The 23,673-nt window shown below is 69.1% G+C and carries 15 protein-coding genes; 9 read left to right on the forward strand and 6 right to left on the reverse strand.

The window, feature by feature from the left end; translation table 11 throughout:
• Positions 1–13: 13 nt before the first annotated feature.
• The 5 genes from AC3ANK_RS01440 to AC3ANK_RS01460 all read left to right on the forward strand — a co-directional run bounded on the left by AC3ANK_RS01440 (position 14) and on the right by AC3ANK_RS01460 (position 8,400).
• Positions 14–2,395, forward strand: coding sequence for a membrane-bound PQQ-dependent dehydrogenase, glucose/quinate/shikimate family (locus AC3ANK_RS01440; RefSeq protein WP_484171920.1), 2,382 nt, complete (start codon positions 14–16; stop codon positions 2,393–2,395).
• A 359-nt stretch (positions 2,396–2,754) separates the two neighbouring features.
• A complete protein-coding gene (locus AC3ANK_RS01445; protein WP_206860312.1) occupies positions 2,755–2,898 on the forward strand; it encodes a hypothetical protein in 144 nt (47 codons plus the stop codon).
• A gap of 129 nt (positions 2,899–3,027) precedes the next feature.
• Entirely contained in the window at positions 3,028–4,011 is a 984-nt protein-coding gene (locus AC3ANK_RS01450) for a chemotaxis protein CheB (RefSeq protein WP_484171921.1), read from the forward strand.
• A 58-nt stretch (positions 4,012–4,069) separates the two neighbouring features.
• Positions 4,070–8,041, forward strand: coding sequence for a chemotaxis protein CheB (locus AC3ANK_RS01455; protein ID WP_484171922.1), 3,972 nt, complete (start codon positions 4,070–4,072; stop codon positions 8,039–8,041).
• Complete coding sequence (locus tag AC3ANK_RS01460; RefSeq protein WP_206860309.1) at positions 8,038–8,400, forward strand: response regulator; 363 nt, start codon at positions 8,038–8,040, stop codon at positions 8,398–8,400. The genes AC3ANK_RS01455 and AC3ANK_RS01460 overlap by 4 nt, the downstream gene beginning before the upstream one ends.
• Here AC3ANK_RS01460 and AC3ANK_RS01465 read toward each other — a convergent pair.
• The 6 genes from AC3ANK_RS01465 to AC3ANK_RS01490 all read right to left on the reverse strand — a co-directional run bounded on the left by AC3ANK_RS01465 (position 8,387) and on the right by AC3ANK_RS01490 (position 17,781).
• The gene (locus AC3ANK_RS01465; RefSeq protein ID WP_484171923.1) at positions 8,387–9,889 is read right to left on the reverse strand and encodes a CehA/McbA family metallohydrolase; all 1,503 of its coding nucleotides are present in this window, start codon (positions 9,887–9,889) and stop codon (positions 8,387–8,389) included. The genes AC3ANK_RS01460 and AC3ANK_RS01465 overlap by 14 nt on opposite strands.
• The gene (locus tag AC3ANK_RS01470; protein WP_484171924.1) at positions 9,879–10,979 is read right to left on the reverse strand and encodes a Ca2+-dependent phosphoinositide-specific phospholipase C; all 1,101 of its coding nucleotides are present in this window, start codon (positions 10,977–10,979) and stop codon (positions 9,879–9,881) included. Before AC3ANK_RS01470 ends, AC3ANK_RS01465 begins: the two co-directional genes overlap by 11 nt.
• Positions 10,979–13,552: a TonB-dependent receptor gene (locus AC3ANK_RS01475; RefSeq protein ID WP_484171925.1), complete on the reverse strand. Its 2,574-nt coding sequence runs from the start codon at positions 13,550–13,552 to the stop codon at positions 10,979–10,981. Before AC3ANK_RS01475 ends, AC3ANK_RS01470 begins: the two co-directional genes overlap by 1 nt.
• Positions 13,553–13,908: 356 nt before the next feature.
• A complete protein-coding gene (locus tag AC3ANK_RS01480; RefSeq protein WP_484171926.1) occupies positions 13,909–15,456 on the reverse strand; it encodes an alpha/beta hydrolase in 1,548 nt (515 codons plus the stop codon).
• A 69-nt stretch (positions 15,457–15,525) separates the two neighbouring features.
• Positions 15,526–15,873 carry a gamma-glutamylcyclotransferase family protein gene (locus tag AC3ANK_RS01485; RefSeq protein ID WP_484171927.1) on the reverse strand — a complete coding sequence of 116 codons (348 nt, stop codon included), beginning with the start codon at positions 15,871–15,873 and terminating at the stop codon, positions 15,526–15,528.
• A 114-nt stretch (positions 15,874–15,987) separates the two neighbouring features.
• Complete coding sequence (locus tag AC3ANK_RS01490) at positions 15,988–17,781, reverse strand: YbhB/YbcL family Raf kinase inhibitor-like protein (RefSeq protein ID WP_484171928.1); 1,794 nt, start codon at positions 17,779–17,781, stop codon at positions 15,988–15,990.
• A 299-nt stretch (positions 17,782–18,080) separates the two neighbouring features.
• Here AC3ANK_RS01490 and AC3ANK_RS01495 point away from each other — a divergent pair, with 299 nt between their 5' ends.
• The 4 genes from AC3ANK_RS01495 (at position 18,081) to AC3ANK_RS01510 (ending at position 23,605) form a co-directional block, all read left to right on the forward strand.
• Positions 18,081–18,329 carry a hypothetical protein gene (locus tag AC3ANK_RS01495; RefSeq protein WP_206860302.1) on the forward strand — a complete coding sequence of 83 codons (249 nt, stop codon included), beginning with the start codon at positions 18,081–18,083 and terminating at the stop codon, positions 18,327–18,329.
• Between the two features lie 93 nt (positions 18,330–18,422).
• The gene (gene msrA, locus AC3ANK_RS01500) at positions 18,423–18,929 is read left to right on the forward strand and encodes a peptide-methionine (S)-S-oxide reductase MsrA (protein ID WP_484171929.1); all 507 of its coding nucleotides are present in this window, start codon (positions 18,423–18,425) and stop codon (positions 18,927–18,929) included.
• A gap of 862 nt (positions 18,930–19,791) precedes the next feature.
• Positions 19,792–21,273 carry a M20/M25/M40 family metallo-hydrolase gene (locus AC3ANK_RS01505; protein WP_484171930.1) on the forward strand — a complete coding sequence of 494 codons (1,482 nt, stop codon included), beginning with the start codon at positions 19,792–19,794 and terminating at the stop codon, positions 21,271–21,273.
• A gap of 277 nt (positions 21,274–21,550) precedes the next feature.
• Entirely contained in the window at positions 21,551–23,605 is a 2,055-nt protein-coding gene (locus AC3ANK_RS01510; protein WP_484171931.1) for a M13 family metallopeptidase, read from the forward strand.
• Positions 23,606–23,673 lie beyond the last annotated feature (68 nt).

Consider the following 23,673-nt stretch of genomic DNA (forward strand, 5'->3'; position numbering starts at 1 on the left):
GGGGTCCACGGCGTTGCCTCAAACGCGCGATACGTGGCGACACGTCGCCCTGAAGCTGCTGGCGGTGGCGATCGCGCTGCTCGGCGCGATCTTCGTGGCCGGCGGCGCATGGCTGCTGTCGCTGGGCGGATCGCCGTACTACCTCATCGCCGGCGTGCTGCTGCTGGCCTCGGCGGTGCTGCTGTGGCGCGGGCGCGCGGCGGGTGCATGGTGCTTCTGGCTGGTGCTGGCCGGCACGTTCTTCTGGACGTGGTGGGAAAGCGGCGCGGATTACTGGCGCTGGGTGCCGCGACTCGGATTGATGCTCGCGCTCGGCATTCTCGTCGCGCTCGTGCAGCCGTGGTTGCCGGGCATGCGGCGCCGGTGGTCGTACGGCATCGCGGGCGTGCTGGTGGCGGCGTTCGTGGTCGCGTTCGCACTGGCCTTCGTGCCGCATGGCGTGACGGAGGCGGATCGCGCGCCGCCGGTGGCCACGGCCGCCGCGCCGGCATCGATCACGCCGCAGGCCGACGCCGACTGGGTCGCCTACGGTCGCGGCTACGATGCGCTGCGCTACACGCCGCTGGTGCAGATCGACCGCAGGAACGTCGATCGCCTCGAACGCGCGTGGACGGCGCGCACCGGCGATCGTCCCGATCATCGCTGGGGCGCCGAGACCACGCCGCTGAAGGTCGGCGACACGCTCTACCTGTGCACCGCGCGCAGCCGGTTGATGGCGCTGGATGCGCGCACCGGCGCGGTGCGCTGGCGTTTCGATCCGGGCGTGAAGGACAGCGACATCCCGTACACCGCCGCGTGCCGTGGCGTGACGTATTTCGAAGCGAAGGGCGCGGGCGAATGCCCCACGCGCATCATCGGCCCGACGCTCGACGGCCGGCTGATCGCGCTGGATGCGCGCACCGGCAAGGCGTGCGCGAGCTTCGGCGACAACGGCCAGATCGACATCAAGCGCGGCATGGGCGAAACGCCGCCGGGCTATGTGTCGGTGAATTCCGCGCCGACCATCGTGCGCGGCGTGATCGTCACCGGCCACCAGGTGCTCGACGGACAACGCCGGTGGGCGCCGTCGGGCGTGATCCAGGGCTTCGATGCGATCACCGGCCAGCTGCGCTGGGCGTGGGACATGATGCGTCCCGATCGCACGGGCCTGCCGCCGCCGGGCGAGGAATACTCGCGCGGCACGCCGAACATGTGGACGACGGCGACGGGCGACGAAGCGCTGGGCCTGGTGTACCTGCCGATGGGCAATTCCGCCGCGGATTACTGGAGCGGATTGCGTCGCCCGATCGAAGACCATTACGCGACCTCGCTGGTCGCGCTCGACGTCGCCACCGGCAAGCCGCGCTGGAATTTCCAGACCACGCACGTCGACGTGTGGGATTACGACCTCGGCTCGCAGGGCACGCTGGTCGATTTCCCCACCGCGAACGGACGCGTGCCGGCCGTCGTGCTGCCGAGCAAGCAGGGCGACCTGTACGTGCTCGATCGACGCACCGGCCGGCCGCTGGTGCCGGTGGAGGAAATGAAGGTGCCCGGCGGCGGAGTGGAACCGCAGCGGCGCTCGCCGACGCAGCCGTTCTCGCGCTACCACACGCTGCGCAAGGCCGACCTCACCGAACGCGACATGTGGGGCATGACGCCGATCGACCAGCTGTACTGCCGCATCCGTTTCAAGGAGGCCAGCTACAAGGGCTTCTACACGCCGCCGGAATCCGACCGCCACTGGATCCAGTACCCCGGCTACAACGGCGGCTCGGACTGGGGCGGCATCGCGATCGATCCGCGTCGCGGGATCATCATCGCCAACTACAACGACATGCCGAACTACAACCGCCTCGTGCCGCGCGCCGAAGCCGACCGGCGCGGCTGGGCGCCGCGCGAGGACGTGCGCGGCGAAATGGGCGGCGCGGAAGGCGCGGGCGATCCGCAGGCGGGCACGCCGTACGCGATCGACGTGAACGCCGGCTGGCGGCTGGATTTCACCAAACTGCTGTGCAAGGAACCGCCGTACGGCGGCATCCGCGCGATCGATCTGGCGAGCGGACAGACCTTGTGGGATCGCCCGTTCGGAAGCGCGCGCGGCAACGGGCCGTTCGGCATCAGCTCGGGATTGCCGCTGGACATCGGCACGCCGAACAACGGCGGCGCGGTGATCACCGCCAGCGGACTGGTGTTCATCGCGGCCGCCACCGACAACCTGATCCGTGCGATCGACATCGACACCGGCGAGGAACTCTGGCACGACGTGCTGCCGGCCGGCGGACAGGCGACGCCGATGGTGTACGCCATCGACGGCCGCGAATACCTGGTGATCGTCGCCGCAGGCCACCACTTCATGGAAACGCCGCCGGGCGATTTCGTCATCGCCTACGCGCTGCCGAATCGCGCAGATTGATGCGGCGATCGATGCGGCGATCGATGCGGCGATCGATGAGCGGCAATAGCGCGGCCCCGCCGCCTACGGCGTGAACACGTAACCCGATCCACGCACCGCATCCAGCGGCAACTCGCCGCCGGTGAGCCGGAGCACCTTGCGGCGCAGGCGATGCACCGCACTTCGATGCGGTGCAGGTCGAAGCCGTAGCGGTCCTTCGACAACCGCGCGGCGATCGCCTCGCTCGCGACGATGGTGCGGCTCGTGCTCACCGATTCGGTGGCGTTCCCGGCGGTGCTCCTGGGCATCGCGCTGGTCTGGGCGCCGCTGCTGGTCAGCGGGCGCGCCGGCGGGATCGGGCGCGGGCTGATGGAGGATTGATGAAGAAGGGCCTGTACATCCTCTACGTGATCTTCGTCATCGCGCTCACCATCGCGGTCGGCACCGAGGATTCGGATTCGCGCCACTGGAGCGGCGGTTCGTCCGGGCGCTCGGGCTGGAGTTCCGGCGGCGGTCACAAGTGATGCCGCCGTCGCGAACGTGACGAACGCGACGCCGTTCGCCGGTTGCGCCAACACTCCCCTCACCCCGCCACCACCGCTGCGTCACGCCGCATGGTCGAGGCTCTGCCTTCCACCGGAAGGATGCCCGCGATGCAGGCCACGGCGCAGCGTAACCTCATCGTCATCGGGGGCTCGACCGGCGCGATCAAGCCGCTGCTGGAACTGGCGGCGCGCTTGTCGCCGCGATTTCCGGCCACGCTGCTCGTCGTGCAGCACATCGGCACGCACCCGAGCGTGCTTCCCGACCTGCTGAACCGGCGCGGACCGCTGCCGGCGATGTTCCCGCGTTCCGGGCAGCTGCTCGAACCCGGAGTCATCTTCGTCGCACCGCCCGACCAGCACCTGCTCGTCATCGACGGCGCGGTGCGGCTGAGCCGCGATCCGAAGGAGAACTTCACCCGTCCGGCGATCGATCCGCTGTTCCGCTCCGCGGCCGTCGCGAGAGGGCCGCGCGTGATCGGCGTGATCCTCAGCGGCCTGCTCGACGACGGCACCGCCGGGCTGCAGGCGATCAAGGCCTGCGGCGGGCTGGCGGTGGTGCAGGACCCGGACGACGCCGAGGAGCCGGAAATGCCGGCGAGCGCGCGCGACAACGTCGCCGTCGACGCGCTGCTGCCGGCCGCGGACCTCGCCGAAGCGCTGTCGGTGCTGGTCGCGCAGGACGTGATCGCGGCCCCTGCGGTGCCCGCGGCTTTGCTGGACGAACACACACTCACCACGGGGGAGGCGCACGAACCCATGGAGACGCTCGATCGCATCGGCAAGCGCTCGCGCATCGTCTGTCCCGAGTGCAGCGGCGTGTTGTGGGAACTCAAGGGCGCGCGACCGCCGCGCTTCCGCTGCCACACCGGGCACGCCTACACGCTCAACGCGCTCGAACAGGCGCACTGCGCACGCACCGACCAGGCGCTGTGGAGCGCCCTGCGCGCGTTGCAGGAACGCGAAAACCTGCTGCGGACCATCGCCGAGGGCCACCGCCGCCGCGACGCGCACGACGCCGCCGAGCGCGCGATGGCCGAGGCCGATCACCTCGCCCTGCACGCGCAGCAACTGCAACGCCTCGTCGCCGGCTGATTGCCCGGTCAAAACCCGTGGCCGATACTGACCGCCTCGCCCGAGGTTCGCCGACACCATGACCCAGAAGCCACCAAGCCCCGGGAAGCAGAAGGATCCGGAGCCCGGTTCGGCCGGCGACGAGCGGGCGAACCCGCCTGCATCCACGGCGGCGCTGCCGCTGATCGTGGGCATCGGCGCCTCCGCCGGCGGGCTGGAGGCGTACAAGGCGTTCTTCGAGCACCTGGACGAAGCCGACGACATGGCCTTCGTCCTCGTCTCGCACCTCTCGCCCGACCACGCGAGCATGCTGCCGGAACTGGTCTCGCGCTACACCGCGCTGGTGGTGATGGAAGCCGCCGACGGCATGGAGGTCGAAGCCGGCCACGTCTACATCATCCCGCCCGATTCCACCCTCACCATCAGCGGCGGCGTGCTGCAGCTGAGCAAGCCCGCGCCGCCGCGGCAGTACCGCTTCCCCATCGACACCTTCTTCGCCTCGCTCGCGCAGGACCAGGGCGACAACGCGGTGTGCATCATCCTGTCCGGCGCCGGCAGCGATGGCGCGCGCGGGCTCAGCGCGATCAAGGAACGCGGCGGCCTCACGCTCGCGCAGGCGGCGGTGGACCACGTCGCCATCAGCGGCATGCCCGCCAGCGCCGTGGCGACCGGGCTGGTCGACAACATCGTGCCGGTGGAACAGATGCCGGCGCGATTGAAGGCCTATCGCGAACACCTCGCCATCGCGCGCACCAAGAAGGGCCCCGACGGCATCCGCCAGGACCTGAGCGCGCACCTGCAGGCGATCTGCGCGCTGCTGCGCGCCGAGGTCGGCCACGACTTCAGCCAGTACAAGGAAAAGACCCTGGTGCGCCGGATCCAGCGGCGCATGCAGGTGGTGCAGGTCGACAGCGTCCCGGCCTACATCGAGCACCTCAAGCAGGCGCCGCGCGAACTGGACAGCCTGTTCCGCGAACTGCTGATCGGCGTGACCGAGTTCTTCCGCGATCCCGACGCCTTCGAAGCCTTGCAGGCGCTCGCCATTCCCGCGCTGCTCGACGGCAAGAGCGCCGCCGACACGTTGCGCGTGTGGATCCCGGCGTGCGCGACGGGCGAGGAGGCGTATTCGATCGCCATCGCGCTCGCCGAGGCCATCGCGCAGCGCCGCGGCGGGCCGAAGGTGCAGATCTTCGCCACCGACATCGACGACCTCGCGATCAACGCCGCGCGCGCCGGCCGCTTCCGCGCGCCATTGCCGGGCGTCTCGGCGCAGCGCCTGGAGCGCTGGTTCATCCAGGACGGCGAGCATTACTGCGTGGTCAAGCCGATCCGCGAAATGGTGGTGTTCTCGCCGCACAGCGCGATCAAGGACCCGCCGTTCTCGCGGCTGGACCTGATCTCCTGCCGCAACCTGCTCATCTACATGAACTCGGATCTGCAGGAACACCTGATCCGCACGTTCCATTACGCGTTGCGGCCGGGTGGCGTGCTGATGCTCGGGCCGTCGGAAAGCCTGGGACGCAACACCTCGCTGTTCTCGGTGCTGGACAAGAAACATCGCCTGTACTCGCGACGCGCCGACGGCCGCGCGAGCCTGCCGATGACCGCGCCCAAGCGGCTGGCCGGCATGGAAGCGACCACGCGCGCGCCCGTCGCGCGTACCGGCGGAGTCGAGGACGCGATCGATCGCAACGCGCGGCGCGTGCTCGAGAAACATGCGCCAGCCTACGTCGTCATCGATGCGAACCACGACGTGCTGCGCTTCTCCGGCGACACCGGGCGCTATCTCGGGCCGTCGTCGGGCGCGGCGAGCCTCAACCTGTTCGCGCTGCTGCACAAGGGCCTGCGTGGCCCGGCGCGCACCGCGGTGCAGCAGGCGCTGATCCGCCATGCGACGGTCGTGCAGGAAGGCCAGCTCGGCGGCGTCGGCGGCGAGCGCATCCCCGTGCGCCTGATCGCCGAACCGATCCACGAACTGGACGACGGCAACGCCGAACGCCGCGCGCCGTCGTCGCTGTGCATCCTGGTCTTCAAGGAACTCGCACCGGTCCAGGCCGTCGCCGAATCGCCCGCGTCCAACGGCCGCCGCGTGCGCGGCGAGGCCGCGCGCATCCGCGACCTGGAGCTGGAACTGGCGACCACGCGCGAGCAGCTGCACACCGCGATCGACGAACTGGAAACGGCCAACGAGGAAATGAAGTCGGCCAACGAGGAGTACCAGTCCGTCAACGAGGAACTGCAGTCCTCCAACGAGGAGCTGGAAACCTCCAAGGAGGAGATGCAGTCGATCAACGAGGAGCTGCAGACCGTCAACGTCGAGCTCAACAGCAAGAACGAGACGCTCGCGCGGCTCAACAGCGACCTGCAGAACCTGCTGGAAAGCACGCAGATCGCCACGCTGTTCCTCGACTCGGCACTGCACGTGAGCGGCTTCACGCCCGCCATCAGCGACCTGTTCCACCTGCGCGAGGGCGACCACGGACGTCCGATCACCGAGATCACCGCGCGCATCCCGTATCCGCAGCTCAAGCAGGACGTGAAGCAGGTGCTGCGCACGCTGGCGATGGTCGAGCGCGTGCTGCAGGGCGGTGTGGACGATGCCGTGTACCTGCTGCGCATGCGCCCGTACCGCACCACCGACAACGTCATCGACGGCGTGGTGCTCACCTTCATCGACATCACCGAGCGCCAGCAGCACGAGTACGAACGCGCGCGGCTCGCGGCGATCGTCGAATCCTCGCAGGACGCGATCATCGGCCACAGCCTGGAAGGCACGATCACCAGCTGGAACGCCGGCGCCGAGGGCATGTTCGGCTATCCGCCGGCGCGCGCGATCGGCAAGTCGCTCACCGTGCTGCTGCCGCCGGATTCGAAGAAGGACCTGGACACGCTGCTGGAAGCGTCCTCGCGCCAGACCAAGGCCGAGGAACTGCTGATGACCTGGCTGCGCGAGGACGGCACGCCGGTGCCGGTGTCGCTGCGCTGCTCGCCGGTGCTCGATTCCAGCGGCGCGGTCGTGGGCGGTTCGACCATCGCGCGCGACATCACCGAACGCAAGCGCGCCGCGCGCATGCTCGACGAAAGCGAGCGCCGCCTCGCCGCGATCATCGAGCAGACCACGGTCGGCGTCGCGCAGACCGACCTGGAAGGGCGCCTGGAGATGGTCAATCCGCGCTACGGCGAGATCCTGGGCCGCAGCTCGGAGGAACTCATCGGCCATCGCCTGCTCGAATACGTGCATCCGGACGATGCCGAGGAATTCCAATCGCAGTTCCGCGGACTGGTGGCCGATGGCGAGCCGATCCAGATCGAACACCGCGGCCTGCGCCCCGATGGCGAGGTGGTGTGGATCAACAAGCACGTCTCGCTCATCCACGACGAAGGCGGCCGGCCCTCGCACGCGGTCGCGATGGCGCTGGACGTCACCCAGCGGCGCGTCGCCGCGCAGCAGCGCGAGATGCTGGTGGGCGAGCTGAACCATCGCGTCAAGAACACGCTGGCGACGGTGCACTCCATCGCGTTGCAGACGCTGCGGCACACCGCGGACATGGGCAAGTTCCGCGAGGCGTTCGTCTCGCGCCTGCGTTCGCTCTCCACCGCGCACGACCTGCTGGCGAAGGAAGGCTGGCGCGGCGTGAGCCTGGCGGAGCTGGCGCGCGCCGAACTCGCGCCGTACCAGGTCGCCGACGGCTCGCACGCGCAGTTGGTCGGCGACGACCTGCACCTGGACGCGAAGACCGGCCTCGCGCTGAGCCTGGCGCTGCACGAGCTGGCGACCAACGCCGGCAAGTACGGCGCGTTCACGCGCGAGCACGGCATGGTCCGGCTGGAATGGAACACCTTCGATCGCGACGGCCAGCGCTGGCTGCGCGTGGTCTGGACCGAATCCGGCGGCCCGCCGGTGATGGCGCCGGCCTCGCGCGGTTTCGGTTCGCGCCTGATCACCGAAGGCGTGGGTTACGAACTCGGCGGCGACGTGTCGCTGGAGTTCCCGGAGAGTGGCGTGGTGTGCACGATCACGGTGCCGCTCAAGGATGCGGGAAGCGGATGAGCGGAAAGACGCTGTTGCTGGCCGAGGACGAGATGTACGTCGCGATGACCCTGGACGACCTGCTCACCGAAGCAGGCTACCGGGTCTTCACCGCCGCCCGGCTGGACGACGCGATGGGCGTGGCCGATCGCGAGCGCATCGACTGCGCGATCCTCGACATCAACCTGCACGGCGAGCAGGTGTATCCGCTGTGCGAGCGCCTGGAAGCGCGCGGCGTGCCGTTCTTCTTCGCCTCCGCCTACGGCAGCGAGGGCATCGCCGAGCGCTACCGCGGCGTGCCGATGGTGAACAAGCCGTACACCTGCGACGAAGTGATGCGGGCGATCTCGCAGCGCATGGACGATTTCAGCGGACGGTGATGTAGACCGGGTTGCCGATCAGCCACAGCGTTCCGTCCGGCCCGCGCACGTCGGCGCGCAGCCAGTGCGCGCGGCCGTCGCCCTTCCAGTCGAAGGCCAGCGTGTGCGCGTCGCTCGCGATGGCGGCGTCGGCGAGCAGCGCGGTCGCATCGCGGCCATCCAGCCACAGCGTCGCGCGCGCGCCGCGCACGTGGCCGGTGGCGATCCGGAAGCGCGCGGTCTCGCCTTCGCGCACGACGATCGCGCCGCCCATCGACGCGCTGCGCTGGCCGGCGCGCGCCTGCATCGAGAGCGCGCGATCGCGACTGCCCTGCACGTCGACGAACACCTCGCCGGCGCGCAGGCCGTCGAGGATCGCCGGCATCGATAGCGCACGCGCGCGCACGACGGTGGTGGGCTGGCCGATCGCGCCACCACCGGGCCCGGACAGCGATTGCCCCGCATCGTGGTTGTCGCTGCCGCCGATCGCGGTGAGGCGATGTCCGGCATCGAGCTGCGCGTGCCAGAACGGAATGCCCGAGTACGGCGTGTCCGCATCCGCGCCGTTCACCACCTCCACCGCCTGCAGCAGCGCGGGATCGGCGGCGGGCGAGGGCGTCCAGCCGCACCCCATGCAGCGTTCGCCGGACGGGCGGATCGGATGGTTGATCGACACCACGCCGCCCAGGCGTTGCGCGTCGCGCAGCACGTCGTTCCAGTCGCGGCCTTCCGCGACCCGGAAATCCAGCGGCGCGACGGTGCCGAACAGGTTGGCGTGGCCGCTGAAGGTGGTGATCTCGCGGCCCGGCACCATCAGCAGGCGGTCGAAGTACGGTTGCAGTTCGCGGATCGCGTTCGCGTGCGAGGTCGTGTTGTGGTCGGTGATCGCGATGAAGTCCAGCCCGCGCGCGACCGCCGCCTGCGCGGTGAGGAACACCGGGCACGGCACCTTCGCGCCGTTCTGGCTGCGACAGCTGCCGTCGCTGTGCGCGTCGTGCAGGTGCAGGTCGCCGCGATACCAGCCGTCTCCATCACGCAGCGGCGGCGCGAACGATTGCGGCTCCCGGTACGGCATGTCGGCGCGGCCGAACCACACGCGCGCGCTGTAATGCGTCACCGATTCCGGGCGGATGTTCGGGATCCCCAGCAGCAGCGACCAGCGGCCCGGCTCGATCTTCCCGGGCAGGTAGGACGGGGTGGCGTCGGTGGACGAAACGGTGAAGCTGCGCTTGTTGCCGCCGCTCCAGCCGCGGAAGCCGTGCGGATCGGCGAAGCCGCCCGGCGCGAGCAGGCCGAGGTCGATCGTGGTCTTCTGCTCGCGTCCGTCGTGGTCGAATTCCACGGTGATGCGTTCGGTGCCGGCGGGCACGTCGAACGGCACGGTGCGATAGCGCTGGTGGTCGCGACGGTCGAGGGTTCCCTCCAGCACGAGGTCCGGCGCGGTCTCGCTCGCAACGGCCGGCGCGATCGCGGCGAGCAGCAGGGCGAGCAGGATGGCTTCAATTCTCATCGTTCGTCTCCAGGGCCGCGCACTGCGCGTGTCCGGGGCGGCACCGGACGAAGCCGCCTTCGGGGAACTCGACGCGATACCGCGGCCAGCGCGGATCGGCGTGGGGGTAATCGGTCGATACGAACTGCGCGCCGCTTTCGAACGCGGCGTCGCGTCGCCGTGTGTCGCTCGCGCGCGCTTCGCGCGTGTCCGCGTCGGCGCGCGTGCGCACCAGACGGCCGGCGTCCAGCGCATCGCGGATCGCGTCGCGCTGTTCGACGGGGTCGTTCAGCACGAGGAACGCGCTGTCGTCGCCGGCGACGAACAGCGCCGGCGCCCCCGCCCGCGAGCGGTAGACGGCGCTCTTCGCCGGCGATTCGTCGAGCACGAGGAAAACCTTGCCGCGCATCGCGCCCAACGTCGGCCAGGTGCCTCCACGCAGCTGCGCGGGTTCGAAGCGTTGCGACGCGGGCAACGCGGCGCGCACTTCCGCATCCAGTGCGTCGAACGCGGCGGCATCGAACGGCAGCACGGCGACCGAACCCGGTCCGCCGGCGCCGTCCTTCGCGTTGATCGAGATCATGACCGGCGCGTGCCACGGGTGCGCGCGCGACCACTCGCCGACCTCGCGCAGGCACTGCGTGAAGCCCACGCAGTGGCTGCGGAAATCGATGTCGTGCAGGTGCATGACCTTGAACCCCGGTGCACGCATGCGGGCCAGGTCGTCCGCCCGCCATGGCGGCGTCGCGAACCCCCGGCGATGCGCGCCGGGCGGTGCGACGTACCGGCCGCCGTCGGGGTCGTGGTAGACGTCCAGTTCGAGCGCGCGCAGGCCCGCGTCGAGCTGTTCGCGCAACGGCGGATGCGCGTAGTCGAGCCCGTCCGCACCGTGCGCGTCGACGGCGCGATGCGCGGCGAGTTCATCGGCCGGAATCGCGCGCTTGTAGCTGTTGTGCGTGCCGATGGCCTGCACCGCCTGCATCGGCAGCGCGTCCACCGCCGCGCGCGTGCACGGCGCGATGCCGGAAGGGCGTTCCAGATCGCACGCGGAGGCGGTCCATGGCAGGACCGCCCCCAGCGTCGCGATCGCCAGCGCGAAAGCGTTGCGCATCAGAACCTGTACATCACGGCGAGGCGATACGAACGGCCCAGCACCGGGCGCGCGATGAAGGTGTTCGCGCCGGCATCGGCGTTGGCGAGTTCGCCCGCGCGCGGATTGCCTTCGGTCAGGCCAAGGGAGTTGTCGATGTTGTCGACGTAGCCGAACAGCGACCACTGCGGCGTCAGGTCGTAACGCGCGCTCGCGCTCCACACGTCGTACGACGGCAGGCGCACGCTGTTGGCGGTGTCGACGAAGCGCTCGCCCTGGTACTCGTACGCGAGTTGCAGGCGCAGGCGCTGGTCGAGCAGGTTCACGCCCGGCACCACGCGCAGGCTCTGCTTCGGCACGCGGATCAGCTGGTTGCCGACGTAGTCGCGGATCACCGGCGATCCGTTGACCGATTCGGTGTAGCGCAAGTCGTCGTATTCCGGTTCCTGCAGGGTCGCGGTGACCTGCATGTCGAACCAGTCGACCGGATACCACGCCGCCTCCAGCTCGATGCCATGGGTCTTCGTCGCCGCATAGCCCTGCTCGACGCGCTGCACGGTGCCGCTGAGATCGAACACCGAGTTGCTGAAGCCGACGTTGTCGTACTTCGTGTAGAACGCGGTGGCGTACAGGTCCAGGTTCTGGTGGGTGAACTTGTAGCCGGCCTCGGCCAGGTCCATCGTCTGCGTGATCGGTTTGTTCGAGTTGGCGTTGACGCAGGCCTCGATCGCGCTGACCGTGCAGTTCGACCAGCGCGTGATGTAGCTGCCCAGGTTCGGCAGGCGGAACGCCGACGTCCAGCGCGCGAACACGCCCTGGTACGGCGAGAACTGGTAGTTCGCGCCGAACGTCCAGCCGGTCTTGCTGAAGCTTTCGTCGTAGGAGACGTACTGGCCCGAGCCGGTGAGCATGTTCGAATCCGGGAACGTGCCCAGGTCGGCGGTGGTGCGCACTTCCATCCAGCCTTCGACGTTCACTTCCTCGTGGCGCACGCCCGCGTCCAGGCGCAACGCGTCGGTCACCTGCCACTCGTCGGAGAGGTAGAACGCGTGCGTGGTCGAGCGTCCGCTCGCGTTCTCCCACTCGTAGCCGTTGCGGAAGATGCCGCCTTCGGTGATCGTGCGGACCGGATTTCCCTGCGCGTCGAGCGCGACCAGGTCGAGCAGGCGTGCGTTGTCTCGCACGTCGAGCAGCACGTTCGACGAATAGCGGTCGAAATCCTGGTCGAACTTCGCGTAGTAATAGCCGAAGGTGACGTCGTGGCTCTGCGTGCCCGACTCGAAGCGGCGCATCACGCGCGTGTCGTTGGTCAGCTCGTTCACCGGCGCGGTGATGCCGCGCAGGCCGCCGACGACCAGCAGGCCGTTGCCGTTCTGGTTGGCGACGTCGAAGGTCTGCGTGGGATCGTTCGCGTACACCAGGCGAAGGTCCGTCGCGCCCGGCACCGAAGCCAGCGCGCGGCGCGCGTCGGCGCTGTCGAGCCACTGCGCCGCACCCTGCAGCTGCAGCGGATACACGCCGTTGCGCGTGGTATCCGTCGTGCTGTAGCGCAGCGATTCGGCGAGCCGGAACCCCGCGCCGAGGTCGTAGTTGAACTTGAACGTGTACTGGTCGCGCTCGATGCCGGTGCCGATCGCGTTGTCGAAGTCGTAGTACGAGCCATCGCCCATGCGCAGGCCCAGGCGCTCGGTCTCCGGGCCGGCCATGGTGCCGTGGTTGCCGTCGAAACCGGGCACGGCGCGGATCTCGCCATCGGCGTAGGTGCGCATCGGGATGCCCAGGTACAGCACCACGTTGTCGTCGACACGCTTGAAGTCGAACATCATGTCGCCGCGTTCGAACGCGCGGCTCAGGTTCACGCGGAACTGGCCGCCCTTGTTCGCGTCGAAGCCGGGATCGCGGATCCCGTCGTCCTGGCGGTAGAAGCCGCCGACGCCGAGCTTCCAGTCGCCCGCGCCCAGCGGCGTGCCGTAGAAGAAGTCGAGCCGGCCCAGGCCGTAATCGCCCCAGGTGTACTTCACGATGCCTTCGGCCTCGTCGCCGACCACGCGCGGCACGAAGTTGATCGCGCCCGCCGGCGCGTTGGAGTAGAACACCGACGACGGACCGCCGCGCACGACCTCCACGCGTTCGATGGTTTCGTCCAGGCGGAACACCTGGTCGGCGTTGAGGTAGCCCAGCGCGGGATCGTGCTGCACCGGCATGCCGTCCTCGAGCAGGTTCACCGAACCGAAGCCGTCCACCGGGATGCCGCGCGCGCGGATGTTGCCCGAGGCCTCGCCGCCGGAGGCTTCAACCCAGAAGCCCGGCACGGATTTCATCGCTTCGGTCACCGAGGTCGGCGCCTGCATGCGCAGGCGTTCCTCGTCGATGCGCGTGACCGAATAGCTGGTTTCGGCCTTGCTGCGCTCCTGGATGCCGGAGCGGCCGGTGACGATCACCGCGTCGAGTTCGGTGGCTTCGCGGCTGCCGTCGGGCGTCGCGGCGGTCTGCGCATGCGCGGTCGCAAAGGCCGGCGAAAACAGCGCCGTGGCGACGGCGAGCGTGAGGGCGTGGCGGAACGCGCGGCGGCGCGCGTGTGGCTTGCGGGTCATTGCGGACGTTTCCCTGGTGACCGATGCGGCGCATCGGGATGCATGAAAAGTCCGCGATGTTCGGAACGAATTCTTAAACCGGCATGACGCGCGGGTGACGCATGGCGTGCGTGCGACGCGCGTCGCGCTTGCCGACACGATCGGCAAGGTGTGCGTCAACGGCGAAGGCGCTGTCGCTTTTGTAGCCCGGGTAAGTGAAGCGCACCCGGGGAGCCCCTCGCACGGCCCGCGAAGGTGTGCGTCAACGGCGAAGGCGCTGTCGCTTTTGTAGCCCGGGTAAGCGAAGCGCACCCGGCGAGCCCCACGCACGACCCGCGTGCGCCTCGCTTATCCGTGCTGCAAGGGCAAGCGCGCGACTAGCGCGCATCGAGCGTCGCCGCGATCCGCCCCAGCATGTACGCGTGGAACGGATTGCTTCCCAGCCGCCCCAGCGCATCCTGCGAGACCAGCAGCGCGTTGCGCTCGCCGCGCACCGCGACGGCGCCCAGGTGCAGGCCCTCGTGGGCCTTCGGATGCAGCCCGTACAGCGGATCGTCGTCGGCGAACGGCAGCGCGACGTGCGAGAGCGAATACACCTCGGCCGGATACGCCGTGCCGATGGGATGCGCGGTGATCGCGGCGGCATGGGCCGCGCGCGAACGCGCCAGCACCGCCGGATCGTCCGGCGAGGCCACGCCCAGCACGGTCAGCGTGTAGTCGCGCGGCTGGCGCAGCACGTCGCGCGTCCAGCCGGTCGCGTTCGGCCGCAGCATCGGCGACATCACCCGGCTGCGGTTCACGTCGAACAGCACCAGCTCGCTGCCGTTGTCGGGCAGCGCGTCGAACAGCCGCGTCATCACCGCGCGCGCGGAAACCGTGTCGTCCACGACGGACTGGAACGCGAGGACCGGCGGCATGTGCTGCATGCGATTGCCGCGTGATACGGATTCCAGCGCCTTCTGCAGGTCGGCGGTGACGAGGTAGGACTCGCGCGCCGCGCGCACCGGGAAGGAGTTGTACTTGAACGGGTTGTATTCCGGCAGCAGGTCGAGCCACGCGGATTTCGCGTACCGGCTGAAGAACGCCGGCACGCCGGCGAGCCCGGCGTAACGTGCGAAGCGGTTGACCTCGATCATCGGCGAGAGCAGCACGATGCGCTCCACGTCGCTGCGATGCCCGCGACCGATCCAGCGCAGCTCGTGCAGCAGCGCGAGCGCGGCGCCGTTGGAGTAACCGACGAGATGGATCGGGCGTTCCTCGCCGGCGCGCTCCTGCGCTTCGCGGATCGCCATGGCGACGACCGCGTTCCATTCCTCGCGGCCCGTGCGCGTGAGCGCGGCGGGCACGGTGCCGTGGCCGGGCAGGCGCGGCACCAGCACGACGAAGCCGCGCGCGCGATACAGCTCGGCGAGGCTGCGCATGCTGTACGGCGAATCGGTGAGGCCGTGCAGCATCACCGCGACGCCGCGCGGCTCGCCGTCGGGTTCGAGCACGAAGGAACGGTTCCAGTCGCGCTCGAAACGCAGCGGCGAGGTCAGGCTCGCGTCGTGATAGCGGTTGAGCGGCGTGCGATCGGCGGCGACGAGCTTCGCCTGCAGCTTGCGATGCACGTCGTCGAAGATCGCGGCTTCGGCTTCCGTGTACGCGCGCCAGTCCATCCTGGCGATGGCCTCGGCGGTGGGTTCCTCCGGCACGATCGTCTGCCACGGCCGCAGCGGCGGGCCCTGCGTGGACAGGTACGCGCGGATGCCGATCAGCGCGACGACCAGCACGACGATACCGAGCAGCAACCTGCGCGCGAGCGATCCGACGCCGCCGAGCGAGCGCCGGATCAGTTGCGTCAGGCCGTGCGCGTGGGCGGGATCGTCGTCGTGATCGTCGCCGATGCCCGGCGGCACGCGGCTTTCGTCTTCGGGCATCGCCATGGCGGCCTCCCGCGTCGCGGATGCGCCGCATGGTGCCTGCCGGGGCGATGCGGGATCAAGTCGCCGGCATCAGGCCGCGCCCGGCGTCGCTGCGAGGCAGTAGACGTGCGCCTGGACGAGGGTGCCGTCGGCCAGGCGCGCGGCGGTGGTCACGCGCGCGTAGCCGTCGCCTTCGAATTCGTCCAGGCGCGGCCAGTGCGCGGGCAGTTCGTCGGAGGTGAACACCAGGCCCGCCACGTCGTCGCCGTTCGGATCGAGCACCAGCCCCGGATAACCCAACGCCGCGCCCCAGCCCTGCGCGTGCAGCGTCCCCGTCACCGTGGCCGGCCGCCATTGCCCGGGAATGCCGGCGAGCACGTGCGCGTTGGCGCGGCCGGGGGCGAGGGAGCCGTAGACGAAGAGGTGGGCGGTGGGCATGGGAGGAACGATAAACGACTGAAGAGGAACGAGGAACGAGGAACGGGAACCGAGTGCAAGCGCACGCACTCCTCTCGTTTCCCGTTCCTGGCTACTCGTTCCTTCGACAGCGCGTCACTTCAAAGGCGCGTCCGTCTGCCCGTACGTCCCCACGCGCTCACCCTTCGCAATGACGTGGCCCTTCGCGGCGGCGAGCAACTGGTCGCGGTCGGCGCCCGGCGGCAGGTCGAGCATCGTGTCCAGCGCGAGGATCTGGAAGTGGTAGTGATGCGGCGGGTCGCCCACCGGCGGACGCGGGCCGTAGTAACCGACCGAGCCGCGGCTCGTCCTGCCCTGCATCGTTCCGTCCGGTTCGGTGAGGCGCATCTGCTCCTGCAGGCCTTCCGGCAGCGACGTCACGTCGGCCGGGATGTTCCAGGCTACCCAGTGCACGAACGGCGTGATCGGCTTCGCGTCGGGGTCTTCCATGACGATCGCGTACGACTTCGCGCCCGGCACCGCGGTCCACGACAGCGCGGGCGACAGGCCGTCCTTGTACTCGCTGTGTTTCGCGGGGATCGGCCCGTTCGCGGGGAACGACGGCGATTCGACCGCGAGTTCGCCCTTGGCCGCGGTCTCCCTGCGCTGCATCGCGATCGGCACGCCGATGCCCTTCGCCGCCTGCGCCTGCATCGCCCTGGCCGGTGGCGAGATCGGTTTCATCGCGCCCTTTCCGTCGCGACTGGCGAGGCGATAGATCACGCCGTTGACGTCGTCGCCGACCAGCAGCGCGCCGTCCTTCGCGACGGCCATGCCGACCGGACGGCCGAAATGCTGCTGCCCGCCACCGACGAGGAAGCCGGTCAGGATCGGCTCCATCCGCTGCGGCTGGCCCTTGTCGTCGAAGTCCACGCGCACGACTTCATAACCGGACGCGGGATTGCGGTTCCACGAGCCGCGCATCGCGATGAAGGCATCGTTCGCGTAATCGGCCGGCACCGCGCCGCCGCCGGGATGGAACGCCATCTGCATCGGCGCCGAATGCGCGATGTAGCCCATCGCCATCGGCGTGCTGGTCTTCGCCCACTGTTCGCGCGTGAGTCCGCCCGGTGGCGGCGCGCTCTGCGCGTTCAGCTCGCCCTTGCCGTACACGTGCGGCCAGCCGTACTGCTTTCCCATCTCGAGCTTGTTGAGTTCCTCCTGCTGCTGGTCGTCGCCGAGCAGGTCGATGCCGTGGTCGGCGCCCCACATCTCGCCGGTCGTCGGATGCCAGCCGAAACCGATCGTGTTGCGCAGGCCGCTGGCGAAGATCGTGCGCGACTTGCCGTCGGGCGTCATGCGCAGGATCGTCGCGTGTTCGGGATGGGTTTCGTTGCACGCGTTGCAGGTCGAACCGACGCTGACGTACAGCATGCCGTCGGGACCGAAGGCGAGCGTGCGGTTGGGATGCTGGCCGCCGTCGGGCAGGTCGCCGACCAGCATCGACGCCTCGCCGAGCGTGCCGTCGGGATTCACCGGGGCGACGAAGATCTCCTTCACCGTCGCCATGTACATGCGGCCGTCGTGGAGCGCGAGACCGTGCATGCTCGGGCGCGTGGCCACGACGGCGGGTTCGCCGTCGGCCACGCCGTCGCTGTTCGCATCGCGCAGCATCAGCACGTCGCCCTGATCGCGGCGGCTCACGTATACCGTGCCGTCGGGCGCGACGACGAGGATGCGCGCGTTCTTCAGTCCGGTCGCGAACGGCTTCGCTTCCAGGCCGTCGGCGGCCTTCAGGCTCGCGATGCGCTCGGGCGTGGCGTCGACCTTCGCCGGACGCAGGATCTTCGCTTCGTTCTGCCGGGTCTCGGTCTTTTCGTCCTGCGCGGACGCGGGCGCGGCGAGCGTGCCCAGCAGTGCGAGGCAGGCCAGTCGTCTCGTCCTGTTCATCGATCGCTCCATGGAAGGTCGTCGGGAAAATCTAGAAGCGCCCGCGTCGCGGCGCCGTCCACGCAACGGAGCGATCACGTGGTCGTCACTGTTTGCGAAGCCGGGACTCGGAACTCGGGCGGAGATTGTTCCCGAAGGGAACGATGTCGCTCGGCGTGCCACGTCGTCGAACCGGTCTCAAACGCCGATCGCATTCGCGAGCCCCGGGTCCCGGCTTCACGATTCCATGCACACCCCTGCGGTTCCATCGAACCCGTCGATGCACGGAAGACATCCATCGACATGACGAGGAGGACACGATGAGCCGCATGCATGTGCTGTTGATCCTGCTGGGCGTCGCGATGACGATGCCGGGCTGCGATCGCCGCGAAAGCGACGGCAACTCGACCACGCCGCCGACGTCGGGCGATGCGTCCGAGCCGGTGCAGTCCGAGCAGCCCGGCGCACCCGCGCCGGAAGCGCAAAGCAACGATTCGACCGCGCCGGGCGCGTCGAATCCGCCGCCGGAGACCACGCCGCCCGAGCAGGACGATCCGTCCCGCTACTGAGCCGCCGCGCGCTTGAGGGTCGCTCGTCGCGCCCCCATCGTGGAGGGGCCGGATGCGATGCGTCCGGCGCGTCCATCGATCCGGAGGAACCACATGAGCACCCGTACCGAAACCGCCCTGCTCGCCGGCGGCTGCTTCTGGGGCATGCAGGAGCTGATCCGCGCGATGCCCGGCGTGCTCTCCACGCGCGTGGGCTACAGCGGCGGCGACGTGCCCAACGCCACCTATCGCAACCACGGCACCCATGCCGAGGCGATCGAGATCGTGTTCGATCCGGAGAAGCTCAGTTACCGGCAGATCCTGGAGTTCTTCTTCCAGATCCACGATCCGACCACGAAGAACCGCCAGGGCAACGACATCGGCACCAGTTACCGCTCGGCGATCTTCTACACGGACGACGAACAGAAGCGCGTGGCCGAAGACACCATCGCCGACGTCGATGCATCCGGCCTGTGGCCGGGGAAGGTGGTGACCGAAGTGTCGCCGGCCGGCCCGTTCTGGGAAGCCGAGCCGGAGCACCAGGATTACCTGCAGCACTACCCGACCGGCTACACCTGCCACTTCGTGCGACCGGACTGGAAGCTGCCGCGCCGGGCGTGATCGCGCTTGCTTGAGCCTGCGGCCGATGCCTGCTTTCAGCTTCTGTAGCCCGGGTAAGGCCGAAGGCCGCACGCGGGTTTTGCGTATCCGTTCGCCGATCCCCGTTCCCCGGGTGCGCTTCGCTTGCCCGGGCTACAAAGGCGCGCGCACAGGCGGCGGCCATCGTCCAGCTTCTGTAGCCCGGGTAAGGCCGAAGGCCGCACCCGGGTTTTGCGTATCCGTTCGCCGATCCCCGTTCCCCGGGTGCGCTTCGCTTACCCGGGCTACAAAGGCACGCGCGCGCAGGCGATCCATCGTCCGGCTTCTGTAGCCCGGGTAAAGCCGAAGGCCGCACCCGGGTTTTGCGTATCCGTTCGCCGATCCCCGCGCCCCCGGGTGCGCTTCGCTTACCCGGGCTACAAAGGCGCGCGCACAGGTGGCGGCCATCGCCCAGCTTCTGTAGCCCGGGTAAGGCCGAAGGCCGCACCCGGGTTTTGCGTATCCGTTCGCCGATGCCCGTTCCCCCGGGTGCGCTTCGCTTACCCGGGCTACAAAGGCGCGCGCGCGAAGGCGATGGCCATCATCCAGCTTCTGTAGCCCGGGTAAGGCCGAAGGCCGCACCCGGGTTTTGCGTATCCGTTCGCCGATCCCCGCGCCCCCGGGTGCGCTTCGCTTACCCGGGCTACAAAGGCGCGCGGCCAAAGGCGGCGGCCATCGTCCAGCAACGTGGCAGACTTGGCACATCGCGCGCCGATCCCCCGCTAGACTCGCGACACGACCACGGCTGGGGAGACGGTGTATGGCTGCATCGGTTTTCGGGCGTCGCGCGCGGCTTCGTGCGATCGGGTTGACCGCCTTCGCGCTGTCGGCGATGGCATCGGGAATGGCACTCGCCCAGTCGCACGACCGCGCCGCGATCCAGGCGCAGGTCGCCCAGCGGCACGACACGGCGGTGAAGGCGCTGCAGGAATGGATCGCGCTGCCGTCGATCGCGGCCGAAGACCTCAACGCGAAGCAGGGCGCCGAGCACATGGCGAAGCTCGCGCGCGAGGCCGGCTTCCAGCACGTGGAGGTCGTGGACACCGGCGGCAAGCCCGGCGTGTTCGCCACGCTCGATGCGGGCGCCGCGACCACGGTCGGCGTGTACTTCATGTACGACGTGAAGCAGTTCGATCCGGCCGAATGGTCCTCGCCGCCGCTGGAGGCGCGCATCGTCGACAAGCCGGGCCTGGGCAAGGCGATGGTCGGGCGCGGCGCGACCAACCAGAAGGGCCCGGAAATGGCCTTCCTCACCGCGCTGCACGCGATCCGCGATGCGCGGCAGAAGATGCCGGTGAACCTCGTGCTGGTGGCCGAGGGCGAGGAGGAAATCGGTTCGCCCAACATCGGCAAGCTGGTGCTGCGTCCGGACGTGCAGACAGCGCTGAAGAAGAGCATCGGCGTGTTCATGCCGATGGGACTGCAGGACCCCGAAGGCGCGGTGACGGTGAACCTCGGCGCGAAGGGCGTGGTGGAGCTGGAACTCGTCGCCGACGGAAAGACCTGGGGACGCGGGCCGTCGAAGGACGTGCATTCCTCGCTCAAGGCGATGGTCGACAGCCCCGCGTGGCGGCTGGTGAAGGCGCTCGACACGCTGGTGTCGGAGGATGGAAACACCATCACGGTCGAAGGTTTCCCGAAACCCGCCCCGCTGACCGCGGAAGAGCGCGCGCAGATCGCGAAATCCGTCGGCGCGCGCGACGAAGCCATTGCGCGCCGGACGCTCGGCGTGCCGCGCTGGATCGACGACCTGTCGTGGGAGAAGGCGAACGAACGCCTGGTGTCGCAGCCGACGATCAACATCGAAGGCCTCGTCGGCGGCTACACGGGGCCGGGCGGCAAGACCATCCTGCCGCATCGCGCGGTGGCGAAGATCGACATGCGCCTGGTGCCACCGATGACGCGCGACGGCGCGGTCGAGGCGTTGAAGGCGCATCTGCGCAAGCGCGGCTACGGCGACATCGCGGTGAACGTGAGCGGCGGCTACGACCCGACCACGACCGATGCGGCGTCGAAGCTGATCCAGGCGCAGGTCGCGGTGCTGCGTCGCAGTGGCGTGGAGCCGTTGCTGTGGCCGCGCCTGGCGGGCTCGTACCCGGGCTTCGTGTTCACCCAGCCGCCGCTGTCGCTGCCGGCGGGGCATTTCGGCCTCGGTCACGGCGGCGGTGCGCACGCGCCCGACGAATTCTTCCTCATCGAATCGACGAATCCGAAGGTGCAGGGCTTCGATGGGGCGGTGATGTCGTACGTCGACTACCTGTACGAGCTGGGCGGTGCGGGGTCGGGCACGGCTGCGAAACAAGCGGGCGAAGCAGCCGGCGGTTGAGCCCCTCTCCCACTAGGCGATGGCCGGACCGGCGTTTGTAGCCCGGGCAAGGCCATCGGCCGCACCCGGGGCACAGCGATGTCACGCGCTCCCCGGGCGCGCTTCGCGTACCCGGGCTACGACAGCAAGGTGAGATGAGGGCCGTGGCGGTGCGCTTTGCCGCAATGGGCGCCCGCGACGCAGATCGCGATCGCGCCCTGGAAACCCCACCAAAGTCACGCGACAGCCCCATGCGGCGCGGCTAGCCTCGACGGTTCCATCCTTGCCGGAACCACCCATGAAGTTCTCGTCCCTGAGCCTCGCCCTCGCGCTCGGCCTGGCCTCCACCGCCTCGATCGCCGCCGACGCGCCGGCCGGCAAGCCCGAGCTCGGCGAATTCGGCGTCGACCTGAGCGCCCGCGACACCTCGGTCAAGCCGGGCGACGACTTCAACCGCTACGTCAGCGGCACCTGGCTGAAGACCTACCAGCTCAAGGACTACGAGACTTCCTTCGGTTCGTTCAACGCGCTGCGCGACCGCTCCGAGGAGCAGGTGCACGGGCTGATCGAAGCGCTGCGCACGAAGGGCGACCTCGCGCCGGGCAGCAATGACCGCAAGGTCCGCGACTTCTACGCCAGCTACATGGACCGCGACGCGCGCGACGCGAAGGGCATCGCGCCGCTGCAACCGGTGCTGAAGCGCATCGACGCGATCAGGTCGAAGAACGACCTCGTCAACGCCTTCGCCAACGCCGACCTCGACGCCAGCGCCTCGCCCGTGCGCCTGGGCGTGGACCTGGATCGCAAGAACCCCGACGCGTACCTGGTGAGCCTCAACGTCAGCGGCCTCGGCCTGCCGGACAAGGATTACTACACCAATCCGGACGCCCGCTTCGTCAAGATCCGCGAGGCCTACGTCGCGCACATCGCGCGCATGCTCGCCTTCACCGGCGCGAAGGACGTGCAAGCGCGCGCGCGGAAGGTGCTCGAACTCGAGACCGCGCTCGCCAGGCCGCAGTGGGAGCGCGCCAAGCGTCGCGATCGCGACAAGACCTACAACGTCTCCACCTTCGCCGGCCTGCAGAAGCAGTTCCCGTCCTACGACTTCGCCGCGCATCTGAAAGCGCAGGAAATGCCGCAGCCCGACCGCGTCAACGTCGTCACGCCCGACGCCGTGCAGCCGGTGCTCGACGTCGTCAACGCGACGCCGTTGCCGGTGTGGCGCGACTACCTCGCCTTCCACGCGGTCGATGGCAACGCCGAACTGCTCAGCCGCGAGATCGACAACGCGTCGTTCGAGTTCAACGGCAAGGTGCTCGCCGGCCAGAAGGCGCAGAAGGACGACTGGAAGCGCGCCGTCGCGATCGTCGGCGCGAAGGACGGCGGCCTCGGCGATGCCGTGGGCGAGCTGTACGTCGCGCGCTATTTCAAGGCCGAATCCAAGGCCGCCATGGATTCGCTGGTGGAAAACCTGCGCGCCGCGCTGCGCCAGAACATCCAGCAGCTGGACTGGATGGGCGAGGCGACCAAGGCCGAGGCCTACCGCAAGCTGTCCACGTTCCGTCCGAAGATCGGTTATCCGACGAAGTGGACCGACTACTCCAGCGTCACCATCGTGCCGGACGACCTGCTCGCCAACGCGATCGAGATGCGCCGCTTCGAGCGTCGCGACGAGAACCGCCGCGTCGGCCAGAAGACCGATCGCGACGAATGGCGCATGACGCCGCAGACGGTGAACGCGTACTACAACTCGACCTTCAACGAGATCGTGTTCCCGGCCGCGATCCTGCAGCCTCCGTTCTTCGACGTGAATGCGGATGCGGCGGTGAACTACGGCGGCATCGGCGCGGTGATCGGCCATGAAATGGGCCACGGCTTCGACGACCAGGGCAGCAAGTCCGATGCCGACGGAATCCAGCGCAACTGGTGGACCGACGCCGACCGCGCGCGCTTCGAGGAGCGCACGAAGGCGCTCGGCGCGCAGTACGACAGCTACTGCCCGCTGGAAGGCCAGTGCGTGAACGGCGCGCTGACGATGGGCGAGAACATCGGCGACCTCGGCGGCATCTCGATGGCCTACACCGCCTACCAGCTGAGCCTGCATGGCAAGCCTGCGCCGGTGATCGGCGGCCTCAGCGGCGACCAGCGCTTCTTCCTCGCCTTCGGCCAGATCTGGAAGGGCAAGTACCGCGACGAATCGCTGCTCAACCTGATCAAGACCAACCCGCACTCGCCCGGCATGTACCGCGCGAACGGTCCGGTGCGCAATTTCGATCCGTGGTACCGCGCGTTCGACGTGAAGCCGGGCGATGCGCTGTACCTGCCGCCGGAAAAGCGCGTTCGTATCTGGTAAACGCGTTTTGCAACCCGGGTTCGCAGAACCCGGGTTCCGCGCTTCTGTAGCCCGGGTAAGCGAAGCGC

The sequence above is a fragment of the Lysobacter sp. SCRH-1R genome, from assembly GCF_057747855.1.